General features: G+C 59.6%; 15 protein-coding genes. 10 read left to right on the plus strand and 5 right to left on the minus strand.

Annotated features, from left to right (window positions below):
* Window positions 1–3: 3 nt before the first annotated feature.
* Window positions 4–1,293: a M18 family aminopeptidase gene (locus PCOSP_RS21610; RefSeq protein ID WP_464709495.1), complete on the plus strand. Its 1,290-nt coding sequence runs from the start codon at window positions 4–6 to the stop codon at window positions 1,291–1,293.
* Window positions 1,294–1,512: 219 nt separating this feature from the next.
* Entirely contained in the window at window positions 1,513–1,695 is a 183-nt protein-coding gene (locus PCOSP_RS21615) for a hypothetical protein (protein ID WP_139648944.1), read from the plus strand.
* On the opposite strand, the gene PCOSP_RS21620 is transcribed toward PCOSP_RS21615, so the two are convergent.
* Window positions 1,687–2,415, minus strand: coding sequence for a UTRA domain-containing protein (locus PCOSP_RS21620; protein WP_139648942.1), 729 nt, complete (start codon window positions 2,413–2,415; stop codon window positions 1,687–1,689). The two genes, PCOSP_RS21615 and PCOSP_RS21620, sit on opposite strands and share 9 nt — an antisense overlap.
* 362 nt (window positions 2,416–2,777) lie before the next feature.
* On the opposite strand from PCOSP_RS21620, the gene PCOSP_RS21625 reads away from it, so the two are divergent.
* The 6 genes from PCOSP_RS21625 (at window position 2,778) to PCOSP_RS21650 (ending at window position 8,171) form a co-directional block, all read left to right on the plus strand.
* The gene (locus PCOSP_RS21625; RefSeq protein WP_139648940.1) at window positions 2,778–3,845 is read left to right on the plus strand and encodes an ABC transporter substrate-binding protein; all 1,068 of its coding nucleotides are present in this window, start codon (window positions 2,778–2,780) and stop codon (window positions 3,843–3,845) included.
* Window positions 3,846–4,049: 204 nt separating this feature from the next.
* Window positions 4,050–4,856 (plus strand): alkaline phosphatase family protein, encoded by an 807-nt coding sequence (locus PCOSP_RS21630; protein ID WP_024779626.1) that lies wholly within the window; start codon window positions 4,050–4,052, stop codon window positions 4,854–4,856.
* Window positions 4,857–4,861: 5 nt separating this feature from the next.
* Window positions 4,862–5,698: an ABC transporter permease gene (locus tag PCOSP_RS21635; RefSeq protein WP_464711982.1), complete on the plus strand. Its 837-nt coding sequence runs from the start codon at window positions 4,862–4,864 to the stop codon at window positions 5,696–5,698.
* Window positions 5,685–6,485 carry an ABC transporter permease gene (locus PCOSP_RS21640; RefSeq protein ID WP_041021858.1) on the plus strand — a complete coding sequence of 267 codons (801 nt, stop codon included), beginning with the start codon at window positions 5,685–5,687 and terminating at the stop codon, window positions 6,483–6,485. The genes PCOSP_RS21635 and PCOSP_RS21640 overlap by 14 nt, the downstream gene beginning before the upstream one ends.
* Complete coding sequence (locus PCOSP_RS21645) at window positions 6,482–7,471, plus strand: ABC transporter ATP-binding protein (RefSeq protein WP_464709496.1); 990 nt, start codon at window positions 6,482–6,484, stop codon at window positions 7,469–7,471. The genes PCOSP_RS21640 and PCOSP_RS21645 overlap by 4 nt, the downstream gene beginning before the upstream one ends.
* 46 nt (window positions 7,472–7,517) lie before the next feature.
* Window positions 7,518–8,171, plus strand: a complete 654-nt coding sequence (locus PCOSP_RS21650) for an HAD family hydrolase (RefSeq protein WP_454223918.1) — start codon at window positions 7,518–7,520, stop codon at window positions 8,169–8,171.
* Window positions 8,172–8,221: 50 nt separating this feature from the next.
* Here the strand turns inward: PCOSP_RS21650 and PCOSP_RS21655 are convergent, their stop codons facing one another.
* From PCOSP_RS21655 to PCOSP_RS21665, 3 genes are all read right to left on the minus strand, one after another.
* Window positions 8,222–9,712, minus strand: coding sequence for an Ig-like domain-containing protein (locus PCOSP_RS21655; protein ID WP_464709497.1), 1,491 nt, complete (start codon window positions 9,710–9,712; stop codon window positions 8,222–8,224).
* A gap of 360 nt (window positions 9,713–10,072) precedes the next feature.
* The gene (locus PCOSP_RS21660) at window positions 10,073–10,315 is read right to left on the minus strand and encodes a hypothetical protein (protein WP_024779621.1); all 243 of its coding nucleotides are present in this window, start codon (window positions 10,313–10,315) and stop codon (window positions 10,073–10,075) included.
* 561 nt (window positions 10,316–10,876) lie between these two features.
* Window positions 10,877–11,839 (minus strand): zinc-binding dehydrogenase, encoded by a 963-nt coding sequence (locus PCOSP_RS21665; protein WP_024779619.1) that lies wholly within the window; start codon window positions 11,837–11,839, stop codon window positions 10,877–10,879.
* A 139-nt stretch (window positions 11,840–11,978) separates the two neighbouring features.
* Between PCOSP_RS21665 and PCOSP_RS21670 the strand changes: the two genes are divergently transcribed.
* Entirely contained in the window at window positions 11,979–14,060 is a 2,082-nt protein-coding gene (locus PCOSP_RS21670; RefSeq protein WP_464711983.1) for a carboxy terminal-processing peptidase, read from the plus strand.
* 119 nt (window positions 14,061–14,179) lie between these two features.
* Window positions 14,180–15,931: a bifunctional diguanylate cyclase/phosphodiesterase gene (locus PCOSP_RS21675; protein WP_464709498.1), complete on the plus strand. Its 1,752-nt coding sequence runs from the start codon at window positions 14,180–14,182 to the stop codon at window positions 15,929–15,931.
* Between the two features lie 43 nt (window positions 15,932–15,974).
* On the opposite strand, the gene PCOSP_RS21680 is transcribed toward PCOSP_RS21675, so the two are convergent.
* The gene (locus PCOSP_RS21680; RefSeq protein ID WP_055137749.1) at window positions 15,975–16,397 is read right to left on the minus strand and encodes a hypothetical protein; all 423 of its coding nucleotides are present in this window, start codon (window positions 16,395–16,397) and stop codon (window positions 15,975–15,977) included.
* Window positions 16,398–16,406: the final 9 nt, after the last annotated feature.

A 16,406-nucleotide genomic window follows, 5' to 3' on the forward strand; every position in this document is an offset into this window, starting at 1 on the left:
TTTATGCGCGCAGAGTTGAACCAGGGCCTGATCGATTTCCTCAAGGCCTCCCCTACCCCGTTCCATGCCACCGCCAGCCTTGCCCAACGCCTGGAGGCGGCGGGTTATCAGCGCCTCGACGAACGCGAGACCTGGGCCACCGAGGCCAACGGTCGTTATTACGTCACGCGCAACGACTCTTCGATCATTGCCTTCAAGCTGGGCCGCAACTCGCCGCTGCACGACGGCATCCGCCTGGTCGGTGCCCACACCGACAGCCCTTGCCTGCGGGTCAAACCCCAGCCTGAGCTGCAACGTCACGGGTTCTGGCAACTGGGGGTGGAAGTGTACGGCGGCGCGCTGCTGGCGCCGTGGTTCGACCGCGACCTGTCCCTGGCCGGACGCGTCACCTTCCGCCGGGACGGCAAGGTCGAAAGCCAACTGATCGATTTCAAGGCGCCCATTGCCACGATTCCGAACCTGGCCATCCACCTCAATCGCGAAGCCAACCAGGGCTGGGCCATCAACCCGCAGAACGAACTGCCGCCAATCCTCGCCCAGTTCGCCGGCGACGAGCGCGTCGACTTCCGTGCCGTGCTCACTGACCAGTTGGCCCGCGAACACGGCCTGAACGCCGACGTGGTGCTCGATTACGAGCTGAGCTTCTACGACACCCAGAGCGCGGCGATCATCGGCTTGCATGGCGATTTCATTGCCGGCGCGCGTCTGGACAACCTGCTGTCGTGCTACGCCGGTCTGCAAGCCTTGCTCAACGCCGACTCGGAAGAAACCTGCGTGCTGGTGTGCAACGATCACGAGGAAGTGGGCTCCTGCTCGGCCTGTGGCGCCGACGGCCCGATGCTGGAACAGGCCCTGCGTCGCCTGCTGCCTGAAGGGGAAGAGTTCGTACGGACCATTCAGAAATCTCTGTTGGTTTCTGCGGACAACGCCCACGGCGTGCACCCCAACTACGCCGACAAGCATGACGCCAACCACGGTCCCAAGCTCAACGCCGGGCCGGTCATCAAGGTCAACAGCAACCAGCGTTACGCCACCAACAGCGAAACCGCCGGGTTCTTCCGCCATCTGTGCATGGCCGAAGAAGTGCCGGTGCAGAGCTTCGTGGTGCGCAGCGACATGGGTTGCGGCTCGACCATCGGCCCGATCACCGCCAGCCAGTTGGGCGTACGCACCGTGGACATCGGCCTGCCGACCTTCGCCATGCATTCGATCCGTGAACTGTGCGGCAGCCATGACCTGGCGCACCTGGTGAAAGTGCTGAGCGCGTTCTATGCCAGTCGTGAGTTGCCCTGACACCATCCCCTGTGGCGAGGGGATTTATCCCCGCTGGGCTGCGCAGCAGCCCTAAACCAACCGCGCGGTGTGTCAGGCCAAAATGAGTCGCTGTCGTTGGGGCTGCTGCGCAGCCCAGCGGGGATAAATCCCCTCGCCACAACAGCGTTTGATACAGGTCATCCCGACTCCGCAGAACCCCAGCTAGACTGACCTTATCACCCCGACAAGGCCGTCACCATGATTCCCGCGTCCATCTTCAACGCCATGCTGGTGCCCATCCTCGCCGGCATGATCCTGCTGACCATCGGCTTCAATTTTCGCGACAAGAATGTCGGGGTCTTCGCCATGTGGATCGGCATGCTGCTGATCCTCGCCACGGTTCTGTTCAGGATCATGACCAAGCTCAACGAGTCACTCTGACGCCGCCTCCAGCACGTCCACGCCGACATGAATCGCATCGTGTCGCCAGAACTCCAGGTCACAGTCGATCAGCCGTTGATGCTGGTCATAATTGACCCGCGCAATCCGCAACCCGGGGCTGCCGACCGAGACCTTCAGCGCCGCCGCGGCTTCAGGCTGTAGAGACGTGGGTACGATTTCGAATTTCACCCGGCCGTAGTGCAGATCGTAGTGACGGGCGTACAACTCGGTCATGGACTGGTTGAGATCGAATCCGAGGATGTCGGGAAAATACTGCGGGTTCAGGTAATGCTCGACATACAACACCAGCCGCTCGTCGATACGCCGCACACGGCAGATCTGGATCACACTCGACAACGCCGGCAATTGCAGCCAGGCACACACCGCCGCCGAGGCCGGTTGCAGACGGGCCGAGATCACCTGGGTCGAAGGCACCCGCCCCTGGGCCGTCACCATGGCGTGGAAATGGCTACGCTGCATCAGGTTATAGGCCAGGCGTGGCGGTGAGACGAACCAGCCCCGACGTTCCTCGCGATAGATCTGCCCTTGGGCTTCGAGCTGCAACAGGGCTTCACGCACGGTAATGCGCGTGGTCCCGAACAACTCACTGAGCTTGCGCTCGGCCGGCAACTTGCTGCCGGGGGCCAGCAACCCATGGTCAAGCTGCTCCTGCAGGACCTGCCCGATGGTTGTCACCGCTTTGGTTGTCTCAATGCGCATCAACGTTACCTATCTGGACTAGACCAGCACTGTTTCGGGGCGGGATCGGCGCATGCATCGAGCCGCTTTTCGTTCCTGCAAGCCTAGGCACTGCACATGACTGGCAGATGACAGAACCGCCGAACGGTCGATCCGCAGACCTGCAAATTTGCGGCCAAGCCCTTTCATATCAGCTGTTTAACCATGGTCTACGCTTAGCTATCAGCCACTGCGCGCGAACCGAATCGGTGTAGGTGCATCCACCACCGACATCAAAATGTCACAGGGCTCGCCTACATTGGCTCAGGTATTGCTGACCTAGACCAACATAACCGCCAACACAACCGCAATCGCAGCGTTGAAAACGCCCATAGGAGCTTCGGATGAAACAGCTTTTCCTGGCATCACTGTTAGGCTCGACCATTGCCATGTGCACCGCCGCCATGGCCGCTGATACCGATCTGAAAACGTTGGAAGCCGCTGCGAAAGCGGAAGGTGCCGTGAACAGCGTCGGCATGCCCGATGACTGGGCGAACTGGAAAGGCACCTGGGAAGACCTGGCCAAGACCTACGGGCTGAAACACGTCGACACCGACATGAGCTCGGCCCAGGAAATCGCCAAGTTCGCAGCCGAGAAAGACAACGCCAGCGCCGACATCGGCGACGTCGGCGCGGCGTTCGGCCCGATTGCCGTCAAGCAGGGTGTGGTTCAACCGTACAAGCCAAGCACCTGGGAGCAGGTTCCGGACTGGGCCAAGGACAAGGACGGCAACTGGGCCCTGGCCTACACCGGCACCATCGCGTTCATCGTCAACAAGAAGCTGCTGCATGGTTCCGAAGCGCCCACCAAATGGGCTGATCTCAAAACCGGCAAATACAAGGTATCCATCGGTGACGTGAGCACCGCGGCCCAGGCTGCCAATGGCGTACTGGCGGCGGCACTGGCCAACGGTGGCAACGAGAAGAACCTGCAACCGGCCCTGTTGATGTTCGCCGAGATCGCCAAGCAAGGACGCCTGTCCATGGCCAACCCGACCATCGCCACCATGGAAAAAGGTGAAGTCGAAGTCGGTGTGGTCTGGGACTTCAATGGCCTGAGCTACAAGGCCAAGATGGCCAACCCGGATGATTACGTCGTGCTGATTCCGTCCGACGGCTCGGTGATTTCCGGCTACACCACCATCATCAACAAATACGCCAAGCACCCGAATGCCGCCAAGCTCACTCGCGAGTACATCTTCAGCGACGCCGGCCAGATCAACCTGGCCAAAGGCAACGCCCGGCCGATCCGCGCCGAGCACCTGACACTGCCGGAAGAGGTCAAGGCCAAGCTGCTGCCGAACGAGCAGTACAAAGGCGTGACCCCGATCAAGGACGCGGACGCCTGGGAGAAGACCTCCAAGGCACTGCCGCAGAAATGGCAGGAAGAAGTGATCATCAATATGCAGTGAGGCGGTAGCTCCCGCTCGGATATCCGCTGGAGATATCTTGTGGGAGCAAGCTTTTCTGTGGGAGCCGAGCTTGCTCGCGATGCAGGCGCCGCGGTGCAACTTCAAGACCGTGTCATCGTTCATCGCGAGCAAGCTCGGCTCCCACATTGAGCGCGTTGACACTTGCATCTTCTTTTCGGTCTGCCTCTGCGGAGCCTTTTTCCCATGAAGCACAACGTCATCCTGGTAGTGCTAGACGGCCTCAATTACGAAGTCGCCCGGCATGCCATGGGACATTTGCAGGCTTACGTCAGCGCAGGACGCGCGGCTCTCTACAAACTGGAATGTGAACTGCCGGCCCTGTCCCGCCCGCTCTATGAATGCATCCTCACCGGCGTCGCGCCCATCGACAGCGGTATCGTGCACAACAACGTCTCGCGCCTGTCGAACCAGCGTAGCGTTTTCCACTACGCCACCGAAGGCGGCTTGAGCACGGCTGCCGCGGCGTACCATTGGGTCAGCGAGCTCTACAACACCTCACCGTTCGTGGCTGGGCGGGATCGTCATACCGACAACCCCGAGCTGCCGATCCAGTACGGACATTTCTACTGGAATGACCACTATCCCGATTCCCATCTGTTCGCCGACGCCGAACATTTGCGTCAGCGCTACGCGCCGAATTTTTTGCTGGTGCATCCGATGAATATCGACGATGCCGGCCACAAGCATGGCCTCGACACCCCGCAATACCGCAACAGCGCCCGCTCGGCCGACATCAACCTCGCGGTCTACCTGCAAGCCTGGCTCGATGGCGGTTATCAGGTGCTGGTGACGTCCGATCACGGCATGAGCAACGATCGCTCTCACAACGGCCTGTTGGCCGAAGAACGGGAGGTGCCGCTGTTCGTGTTTGGGGACAGCTTCAGCCTCGACCCCGCCGCGAATCCCCGGCAGACCGAACTGTGCGGCACCCTCTGCCAGTTGCTCGGTGTTGCTCACGACAAACCCTATTGCCAGGAGTTGCTCAAGTGAATGCCATGACGCGCGGCAAATGGCTGGCAGCGTTGTGCCTGGTGCCCTTCGCGATTTTCTTCATCGTGTTCCAGATCGCCCCGCTGCTCTGGGTGCTGGTCAACAGCCTGGAGTCGGAAGAGTTCGGTTGGGGCCTGGCCAACTTCAGCAAGATCTTCAGTTCGAAGTTCTACCTGCAAGCGATCCAGCACAGCCTGGAAATCAGCTTCTGGTCCAGTGTGTTCGGGATCATCATCGCAGTGCTCGGCAGCTACTCACTGCGCCAGGTCGATTCGAAGCTGCGCAACTTCGTCAACGCTTTCGCCAACATGACCAGCAACTTCGCCGGCGTGCCCCTGGCGTTCGCGTTCATCATTCTGCTGGGGTTCAACGGCAGCATCACCCTCATGCTCAAGCAGGCGGGGATCATCGAAGACTTCAACCTGTACTCGAAAACCGGGTTGATCATCCTCTACACCTACTTCCAGATTCCTCTGGGCGTGCTGCTGCTCTATCCGGCCTTCGACGCGCTGCGCGAAGACTGGCGCGAGTCCGCCGCGCTGCTGGGCGCCAACGGCTGGCAGTTCTGGCGGCACATCGGTCTACCGGTGCTGACCCCGGCGCTGCTGGGTACCTTCGTGATCCTGCTGGCCAACGCCCTGGGTGCCTACGCCACGGTGTACGCGCTGACCACCGGCAATTTCAACGTGCTGCCGATTCGTATCGCCGCCATGGTTTCCGGCGACATCTCCCTCGACCCGAACATGGCCAGCGCCCTGGCCGTGGTGCTGGTGGCGTTGATGACCCTGGTGACCGTCGTCCATCAGCTACTGCTCAAGAGGAGCTACCATGTCTCGCGCTGAATCGAGCCCTGTCGGCCTCTATCATCGGGCCGTGGTGTACCTGCTGTTCGCCATACTGCTGCTGCCCCTGGCCGGCACGCTGATCTATTCCATCGCCAGCAGTTGGTCGGCCACCGTGCTACCCGCAGGCTTTACCTTCAAATGGTACGTGCAACTGTGGAGCGACCCACGCTTCCTCAGCGCCTTCGGCCAGTCGCTGATCGTCTGCGTCGGCGCGCTGGTGCTCTCGGTGGTGCTGATCCTGCCACTGTTGTTCGTGGTGCATTACCACTTCCCGAAACTCGACGCACTGATGAACATCCTCATCCTGCTGCCCTTCGCGGTGCCGCCGGTGGTGTCGTCGGTAGGACTGCTGCAACTCTATGGTTCCGGCCCGCTGGCAATGGTGGGGACGCCGTGGATCCTGATCGGCTGCTACTTCACCGTTGCCCTGCCGTTCATGTACCGCGCGATCACCAACAACCTGCAGGCCATCAACCTGCGCGACCTGATGGACGCCGCGCAGCTGCTCGGTGCCAGCACCTTCCAGGCGGCCTTGCTGGTGGTGCTGCCCAACTTGCGCAAGGGCCTGATGGTGGCGCTGCTGCTGTCCTTCTCCTTCCTGTTCGGTGAGTTCGTGTTCGCCAACATCCTGGTGGGCACCCGCTATGAAACCCTGCAGGTCTACCTGAACAACATGCGCAACAGCAGCGGCCACTTCACCAGTGCCCTGGTGATTTCCTACTTCTTCTTCGTACTGGTCCTGACCTGGGCGGCGAACATTCTGAACAAGGACAAAAGCCAATGAGCTACGTCAGCGTCCAACACCTGCAAAAAGGCTACGCGGGCACGCCGGTGTTCAGCGACATCAATTGCGAAATCGGCAAGGGTGAATTCGTCACCCTCCTCGGCCCTTCCGGCTGTGGCAAATCCACGCTGTTGCGCTGCATTGCCGGACTGACGGCGGTGGATGCCGGCAAGATCCTGCTGGACGGCCAGGACATCGTCCCCCTGAGCCCGCAAAAACGCGGCATCGGCATGGTGTTCCAGAGTTACGCCCTGTTCCCCAACATGACCGTTGAACAGAACGTCGCCTTCGGCCTGCGCATGCAAAAGATCCAGGCCGAAGATAGCCGCCAGCGCGTGCAGGAGATCCTGCGCCTGGTGGAACTGCACGAGTTCGCCACCCGCTACCCCCATCAACTCTCCGGCGGCCAGTGCCAGCGCGTTGCCCTCGCCCGCTCCCTGGTGACCCGGCCGCGCCTGTTGCTGCTGGACGAGCCGCTGTCAGCCCTGGATGCGCGGATTCGCAAACACCTGCGCGAACAGATCCGACAGATCCAACGCGAGTTGGGCCTGACCACGATTTTCGTCACGCACGATCAGGAAGAAGCCCTGACCATGTCTGACCGGATTTTCCTGATGAACCAGGGAAAGATCGTACAGAGCGGCGATGCCGAAACCCTTTACACTGCGCCGGTCGACGTTTTCGCAGCCGGCTTCATCGGCAACTACAACCTGCTGGACGCCGACAGCGCCACCCGACTGCTGCAACGGCCGGTGAACAGTCGTATCGCCATCCGCCCGGAAGCCATCGAGCTGAGTCGCAGCGGCGAACCGGATACGCTGATCCGCAGCCACAGCCTGCTAGGCAACGTGATCCGCTATCGGGTCGAAGCCCGCGGCGTGGAACTGGTGGTAGACGTGCTCAACCGTTCGGCGGCCGACCTGCATCCCGATGGCGCCCGCCTGGCGCTTTCCATCGATCCGTCGGCCCTGTGTGAGGTAGCCTGATGGCTGTGTTGATTTTGAAGCTGATATTGAGAAGGGAAACGCACTGATGGCCCTGGCAATTTTTGATCTGGACGAAACCCTGATCCACGGCGACTGCGCCACCCTCTGGAGCGAGCAGATGGGGCGTCTGGGCTGGGTCGATCCCGAGTCGTTCATGCGTCGCAACAACGAGCTGATGGACGCCTACAGCCACGGCAAGCTGCGCATGGAAGAGTACATGGACTTCAGCCTGGAACCGATGATCGGCCGCACACCGGAAGAAGTCGAACACCTGGTGACGCCCTGGGTGGAAGACTTCATCGAACCGATCATCTTCAGCGACGCCACCAAGGCCATCGCCGAACACCGCAAGGCCGGCGACCGGATCCTGGTGATCTCGGCTTCGGGCACGCATCTGGTGGGGCCGATTGCCGAGCGCCTGGGCATCGATGAGATCCTGGCGATCGAGCTTGAAGTGGCCCATGGGGCCTACAGCGGCAAGACCGTGGGCACCCTGACCTACCGTGAAGGCAAGATCGCCCGGTTGCTGGACTGGCTGGACGCCGAGGAAGAAAACCTGGAGGGGGCGAGCTTCTACTCTGATTCACGCAATGATCTGCCGCTGTTGCAACGGGTGGACTATCCCCATGTGGTGAACCCGGATCCGGTGTTGAAGGCCCATGCCGAATTGGCGGGGTGGCCGATTCACAGCTGGAAATAAGCCGACGTTCGCCGGGAGAGCCCAGAGCAGCGGCCTTCATTGGCATCTGCTCAATAAGGCACGACATACAGCGCACCGCTCACGCTGCTTTCGCCAGGTAATGCACAGGCGATTCCATGGGTATTTTCGGCGTGGTAGTAGGTGTAGTAACCCGCCGGACAAATGCCGCCATGCTCACCGAGCCAATACCTGCCGCGAGGCAGCGGGAAAGGCCGGGCATACAGGCTCTCCAGCGTCTGGAGCTGCCCACTGCTGTTGATCAGGTATCCGCCGACGGTTCTCAGCCATTGATGAAAAGCCGCCAGACTCGTGAAGGTGCCGGGCACCACGATCCCCAGCAACCAAGTATTGCTGACTTGGGCCGTATACGTTGCTGACTGCGCCGGCGTGCTCGAATCAGATACGGTGATCACCGCATTACCCCGTCTGAACCCTGTCACCTGGCCGTTGGCCGTGACCGTCGCCACCTGGGTATTGCTGGACGTGTACCGGTAGGGCGGGGTTCCACCCGCTGCCCTGCGGGTCACTGTGTTACCGGGAGCATCAGCTCCCGTCGCGGGCCAGGAAGCGAAGATCCTGAAACCATCCACTGCCAACGGCGTGCGGTCGATGGACAGCGGCCCGCCAAGAAGAAATGCCTGGTCAGCGCTGCGATAGACGAATGTCGCGTCACCCGTCGTTGTCGTGGGTAACGTCAAGAGAATAATCGGCAGCCATCGGTCGGTTTCAGCGTAAAAATCTCTCTGATACTGCTGGGCACCAAGCAATCCTCCTGCAGTGTAGAAAAGCGCTTCGATCGGTAAGTCACGGCCTGCATTCTGTGCCCAGGTAGCCACGCGCACTTCGTTCTGGACCGGGCCTATGGCCGGATCGCCATTACCCAACGTTCGCGCCTCGAGGCTGGCGTGAAATGCACTCGCCGAAGCTGTACCGAGTGAAGCACGCACATTGAAGCCGCACTGATGGTGTGGCCGTTGCGCCGACGCAACGGACTGGAAGTGCGTCAGCCATTGGGTGGCGGTGGTGATCCCCTGGGACTGGCATTCCCGACTTGTGCCTGGAAACGTCCGGTATTGGCCGCAACCTTTGTCGTCTCTTTCGAACGTCCAACCGTCCACGGGAAACGAACACAGGATTTCTGGCTTGAGCGCCTGTTTGGAATCATTGTAAGCGTGAAAAATGAAGCCGTTGTTATAGCCATAGGTCAAGGAGATGTACTTCGAATCTTCCCTCAAGTACGAGAAAGATACGCCGCCGCTTGCCACTGAAAAATGGCTGGGGTTCCAGAAATAATATGAGGCGGATGGCTGTGTTCCTCTGAACAAAACTCCCGAACACAGGTACGCCGGCGAGGTGGGACCGCAATCGGCCACGTTTTTATAATAACGAGCGGTCAGATTGATCGCTGTCTGCCTGCCTACTTCGTCAGCATTATTGGTATTCAGCTGTTGTGCATGTTGTGAAGTCGCGTTGCATCCCAGCAACAGTGCAATGCCAAAGGCAATGGGAAGTATTTTTTTCGTTGTTGTTGAGACCAACATGGCTGGACTCCACTCAAGGCGGTACCGGGTTCGATTAAAGGCGCGAAAGTCAGGGGTTGCCTACTGTCAGGAATGACAGTTCGAGCAATTACCGGATCAATGAATGGAATACAGGCCCTTGTGACGAGGGTGCTTGCTCCCGCTTGAGTGCGCAGCAGCCCGCTTTTTTTGAGCGCTTCGCACTCCAGTGAGAGCAAGCTCCCTCGCCACAGGGAAGCGTGCCATGACTGTCTGCTGGCGCGGATTGACTCCTTGTTCCGAAGTGTCCGATGGCACTTGTGCCCGGATCGACTCCAAGCAGATAAGGGAGCGTGCGAACATTAATGTCCGTAGTGCGGCGTAAGCAGACATCCCCCCACACTACTCGAACACGGAAAAGGCCTTGGCCAGTTCCAGCAGGGCATTTTCGTCCTGCACGTCCATATCGCCATCAGCATCGGTATCAGTCTTGACGTTGACGGTATCGTAGGCACCGTTCGTTTTTGAAGCGGAGATAAAAGTCGCGAACTGTAGCGCCTCGTCTTTATAGAACTCCACGAGAATATCGGGTGAGCTGTCGCCGTCAATATCTTCTTTGGACAGGCGGATCTCTTGTTTGGCCATCACAACACCTCTTCTGTCAGGGAAACTATCAGAGAGACCTCTATGGCTCTCGAGGCAAATCTAGAGCGGCTGTCTTCACGCCGTCTACTGGCAGACCTGACAGGGTGTATATCCATCTAGTGAGTGAAATCAAACTGACCTGTACGGGGAATACAGAACAATGGCTTGTTCACGCCAATACGCTGACGTCGCGAATTTCGCCGCAGAGGGGGCGTGGATCTACAACCATGAAGGTATTAACCGGCGGACAGCAGGTAACGTCTACTGTCAAGAATGGCGGTTCGGACCAATGCCCGGACATTGAAACCTTGTGGGAGCCGAGCTTGCTCACGATAGCGGTGGGTCAGCTTGCACGATGTTGTCTGTGGTGCCGCCATCGCGAGCAGGCTCGCTCCCACAGGTTTTGGCGGGTTCATGAAAGCAATGTTCGGGCACCCATACTTGTGGGAGCCGAGCTTGCTCGCGATGGCGGTGGGTCAGTCAACTACGCTGCAAACTGATCCGACGCAATCGCGAGCAAGCTCGGCTCCCACAGGCCCCACTGTCGCTCCACGGGTCCACTCAGTTCAGGCTTTCATCAATCACCAGCACCAATTTTCCTGATACCTGGTTGGTCGCCAGCTCGGCGAACGCCGCCTCGGCTTCCTGGATCGGGAATGTCGCGGCCAACTGTGGGCTCAGGCGTTTCTCGGTGAATAACGGCCAGACATGTTCACCCAGCTCCCGCAGCAGATCGGCCTTGAATTGATCGTCGCGACTGCGCAGGGTCGAACCCAGCAACTGGATACGCTTGGCGAGGATCTTCGCCAGGTCCAGGTGGCTTTCCCGTCCGCCCATCAGCCCGATCAACACCCAACGCCCGTCAACTGACAAAAGTTTCACGTTGAGTCTGGCGTAGCTGGCGCCCACCGGATCGAGGATCACGTCGAAGGGCGCGAAGTCGTTCAAGCGCTCGATGTCGTCCGCCCGCACAACCCCGCCCTGGGCGCCCAGCGCCTCGCAATAAGCCAGCCGATCGGCAGAACCGACACTGACCCAGCATGGGTTGCCAAACGCCTTGCACAGTTGGATTGCAGCGGAACCGACGCCACTGGCTCCGGCGTGCAGCAGCACTTTTTCCCCCGGCTTGAGGCCTGCCAACTGGAACAGATTCAGCCACGCAGTGCTGTAGACCTCAGGCAGCGCGGCGGCTTCAGCCAAGGACAGGCCCTCGGGCACCGGCAGCACATGCCGGGCATCGACCACCACCTCCTCGGCCATGCCACCGCCGGCGAGCAAGGCACACACGCGGTCGCCCACCTGCCAGGCCGAGCCCGGCCCAACCTCGCTGATGATCCCGGAACACTCCAAGCCCAGCACGTGACTGGCCCCGGGAGGCGGCGGATAAAGTCCGGCTTTCTGCAACAAATCGGCCCGATTCAGGCCGGCAGCCGCCACACGAATGCGAACTTGCCCTACGTCGCATGTCGGACTTGGCTCATCAGCCCATACCACTTGGCCTTCAACGCCTTGCAATGCTTTCACGGTGCCTCCATAGTGAGTCTCGACTGGGCCCGCTGCTGTAACGCCGGGCTTTCTTGCATTATGCGCCCGGGCCACATGGAACCGGCGACTTCAAAGACGGCCTAATATGCGTTATCAATTGTCCCTGCGTCGAATCAGTATGAAGCACCTGTTCCCCAGTACCGCCCTCGCGCTTGTCATTGGCCTCGGTCTGTTACCCCTGTCGAGCGATACGTTCGCAGCCAACAGCTGGGACAAGCTTCAACCTGATCGCGACGAGGTGATTGCCAGCCTTAACGTCGTTGAGTTGCTAAAGCGCCACCACTACAGCAAGCCACCGCTCGATGACGCGCGCTCGGTCATCATCTATGACAGCTACCTGAAGCTGCTTGATCCGTCGCGCAGCTATTTCATGGCCAGCGATATCGCTGAATTCGACAAGTGGAAGACCCAGTTCGACGACTTCCTCAAGAGCGGCGACCTCAACGCCGGGTTCGTCATCTACAAGCGTTACCTGGACCGCGTGAAGGCGCGCCTGGATTACGCCATTGCCGAGCTGAACAAAGGCGTCGACAAGATCGACTTCAATGCCAAGGAAACCCTGCTGGTCGACCGCAAGGACGCCCCTTGGCTCAAGAGCACAGCCGAACTCGATGACCTGTGGCGCAAACGCGTCAAGGACGAGGTGCTGCGCATGAAAATCGCCGGCAAGGATTCCAAGCAGATCCAGGAAACCCTGACCAAGCGCTACAAGAACCAGTTGGCCCGCCTGGACCAGACTCGCGCCGAAGACGTTTTCCAGGCGTACATCAACACCTTCGCCATGTCCTACGACCCGCACACCAATTATCTGTCGCCGGATAACGCGGAGAACTTCGACATCAACATGAGCCTGTCCCTGGAAGGCATCGGCGCGGTCCTGCAGAGCGACAACGACCAGGTGAAGATCGTGCGCCTGGTACCGGCGGGCCCTGCCGACAAGACCAAGCAGGTCAGCCCGGCGGACAAGATCATCGGTGTCGCCCAAGGCAACAAGGAAATGGTCGACGTGGTCGGCTGGCGTCTGGACGAAGTGGTCAAGCTGATCCGAGGCCCGAAAGGCTCGGTGGTGCGCCTGGAAGTCATTCCGGCCAGCAATGCGCCGAACGACCAGACCAGCAAGATCGTGTCCATCACCCGCGAAGCGGTGAAACTGGAAGAACAGGCCGCGAAGAAATCGATCCTCAACCTGAAACAGGATGGCAAGGATTACAAGCTCGGCGTCATCGAGATCCCGGCCTTCTACCTGGACTTCAAGGCGTTCCGCGCCGGGGATCCGGACTACAAGAGCACCACCCGCGACGTCAAGAAGCTGCTGACCGAGCTGCAGAAGGACAAGGTCGACGGCGTCGTCATCGACTTGCGCAACAACGGCGGCGGCTCCTTGCAGGAAGCCACCGAACTGACCAGCCTGTTCATCGACAAGGGCCCTACCGTGCTGGTGCGCAACGCCGATGGCCGGGTGGACGTACTCGAAGACGAGAACCCGGGCGCGTTCTACAAAGGGCCGATGGCCTTGCTGGTCAACCGCCTGTCGGCGTCGGCATCGGAGATTTTTGCCGGCGCCATGCAGGACTATCACCGGGCGTTGATCATCGGTGGCCAGACCTTCGGCAAAGGCACCGTGCAGACCATCCAGCCGCTGAACCATGGCGAACTGAAACTGACCCTGGCCAAGTTCTACCGGGTGTCCGGCCAGAGCACCCAGCACCAGGGCGTGCTGCCTGACATCGATTACCCGTCGATCATCGACACCAAGGAAATCGGCGAAAGCGCCCTGCCCGAAGCCATGCCATGGGACACCATCCGACCAGCGATCAAACCGGCGGTGGACCCGTTCAAACCGTTCCTGGCCCAGCTCAAGTCCGACCACGACAACCGCACCTCTCAGGATGCCGAGTTCGTGTTCATCCGTGACAAGCTGGCCCTGGCGCAGAAATTGATGCTGGAGAAAACCGTCAGCCTCAACGAAGCCGACCGTCGCGCCCAGCATGCCGACATCGAGGCCAAGCAACTGGCGATGGAAAACCTGCGTCGCAAGGCCAAGGGCGAAGAGCCGCTCAAGGAACTGAAGAAAGAAGACGAAGACCTGATCACCGAACCGGAAAAGACCAAGCCGGAAGACGATGCGTACCTGAGCGAGACCGGGCGAATCCTGCTGGATTACCTGAAACTCAATACAGCGGTCGCCAAGCAAGGATGATGGCCATTTAATGGTGACTCTCGTCGGACTGTCATCAAACTGACATCAGTCTGTCGTGAAATACAGGACTGGGCACCCCACCAAGGTGCCCGGTCCTTTTTTTATCGCCAGAGATCGCCATGACCACGACCGAACAGCTGAGTGCCTTGAGTTCAATCCTGGCTCAAAGCGGTTTGCACAGTCTGTTCCAACCGATCGTATGCCTGTCCGAACGACGCATCCTGGGTTACGAAGCCTTGACCCGCGGGCCGTCCAACAGCCCGCTGCACTCTCCCATCGCCTTGCTCTCCGTGGCCCGCCAGGCCGGACGCCTCAGTGAACTGGAACTGGCCTGCCGACGCAGCGCCTGCCAACGCTTCAACGAGCAAAAGTTGCCGGGCAAGCTGTTTCTCAATGTCTCGCCCGAGTCGCTGCTGGAGTCGGCGCACCAGACCGGACGCACCTTGCAACTGCTGCAGGACTTCGGCATCCCGCCCAGCCAGGTGGTCATCGAGCTGACCGAACAAACCCCGATCGATGATTTCCAGCTTCTGCAGAACGCGCTGCATCATTACCGGGCCATGGGCTTCTCCATTGCCCTGGACGATCTTGGCGCTGGTTATTCGAGCCTGCGGCTGTGGTCCGAATTGCGGCCCGATTACGTGAAGATCGACCGCCACTTCATCGACGGCATTCACCAGGACGCCCTCAAGCGCGAGTTTGTCGGCTCGATCCTGAAGATCGCCCGGACGTCCCGCTCCCAAGTGATTGCCGAGGGCATCGAACTGCCGGAAGAACTGGCGGTGCTGATGGAAATGGGCGTCGATCTGGTCCAGGGATACCTGCTTGCCCGCCCTCAGGAACAGCCATCACGGGATGCCAAGGCGCTGATGCCCAGGCAGGACAGCGGCACGGTGCCGCTGAGCGATGAAATCAACGACCTCAGTGCCCTGCTCAACGAGCAACCGGCCATGCCCCATGACACCCCTACAGCACGGGTCCTGGACGCTTTTCGGCGCCAGGCCAACCTCAATTCCCTGGCCGTGCTGGACAATCAGAACCGCCCCTGCGGCATCGTCCACCGCCATTCACTCTCGGACGCCTTGCTCAAACCCTTCGCCACCGACCTGTTCGCCCGCAAACCCATCAGCCGCCTGATGAGCGATGATTTCCTGGCCGTGGAACTGAGCCAATCGCTGCAACAAGTCAGCCGCCTCATCACCAGCCGCGCCCGCCAGCGCATCGAAGAAGACTTCATCATCACCCTCAACGGTCACTACCTGGGGCTGGGCCGGGTGATCGACGTGCTCAAGCTCATCACCGAACTGAAGATCCAACAGGCCCGCTATGCCAACCCGCTGACCCTGCTGCCGGGCAACGTACCGATCCAGCAATGCCTTACCCGTCTGCTGCAACAGCGACAGGAAGCGGTGATCTGCTACGTCGACATCGACAGCTTCAAACCCTTCAACGACATCTATGGCTACGGTCGCGGCGACGAAGTCCTGCTGTGCCTGGCCCAATGCCTGAACGAACGCATCGACCCCAGCCGCGACTTCGTGGGCCACATCGGCGGCGACGACTTCCTGCTGGTCCTCGGCCCGGAAGACTGGCGCAAGCGCCTGAACCAGCTGCTGAGCGACTTCCAGACCCATTGCCGCCGGTTCTATCGTCCTGAGCATCTGGAGGCTGGGTGCTTTACGGCGTTGAACCGGCAGGGGATTCGACAGGAATTTGCGTTGTTGTCGTTGTCGATTGGGGTGGTGCATCTGCGCTCGGAGGTTTGCGGGGAGCTGGATGCGAGCCAGTTGGCGGAACTGGCTTCGCAGGCTAAGCATCATGCGAAGGAAGTGCCTGGGGGAGTTTGTATTTGGTTGAGGCTGAGGCCGTAGAGTCTATTGGGGCGATGGTATGAAGTAGGCAACTCGAGATCGCCTACCAAGTGGATGGATCTTCGAGCGCTGCTTTTTCAATATCTTGCTTCCATTCTTCGCTTACTAGTTCATATATATCCTCGAAAAAGCTACGGGGGGTATGGATTTCAGATGCCAACCAAGGCGAAGCTGAAGACTCATCTGTCTCATAGTCATACTCAAAAAGCGCACCAAAATCATAAAACTCGTTCTCCAGCGCCTCCTTCAACTTAATCAAGAGTAAAAATTTATGTCTATACGACAAATATGCCTGCTCTTTAATTATGTAATTTTTAATTATAATTCGTCGATCCGACGCACTATTCGGGTCAAGCCTCAACAACTCCTTTCTAAATGAATCATCTTTATATTCCGTATCTATACCAGCCAAGAGCGCGTCGACAGTTGGCTGATAAGGCAACTCAGTGAAGGGAGCTAGCAACATAATCAACTC

Source organism: Pseudomonas sp. MAFF 730105 (assembly GCF_055380705.1).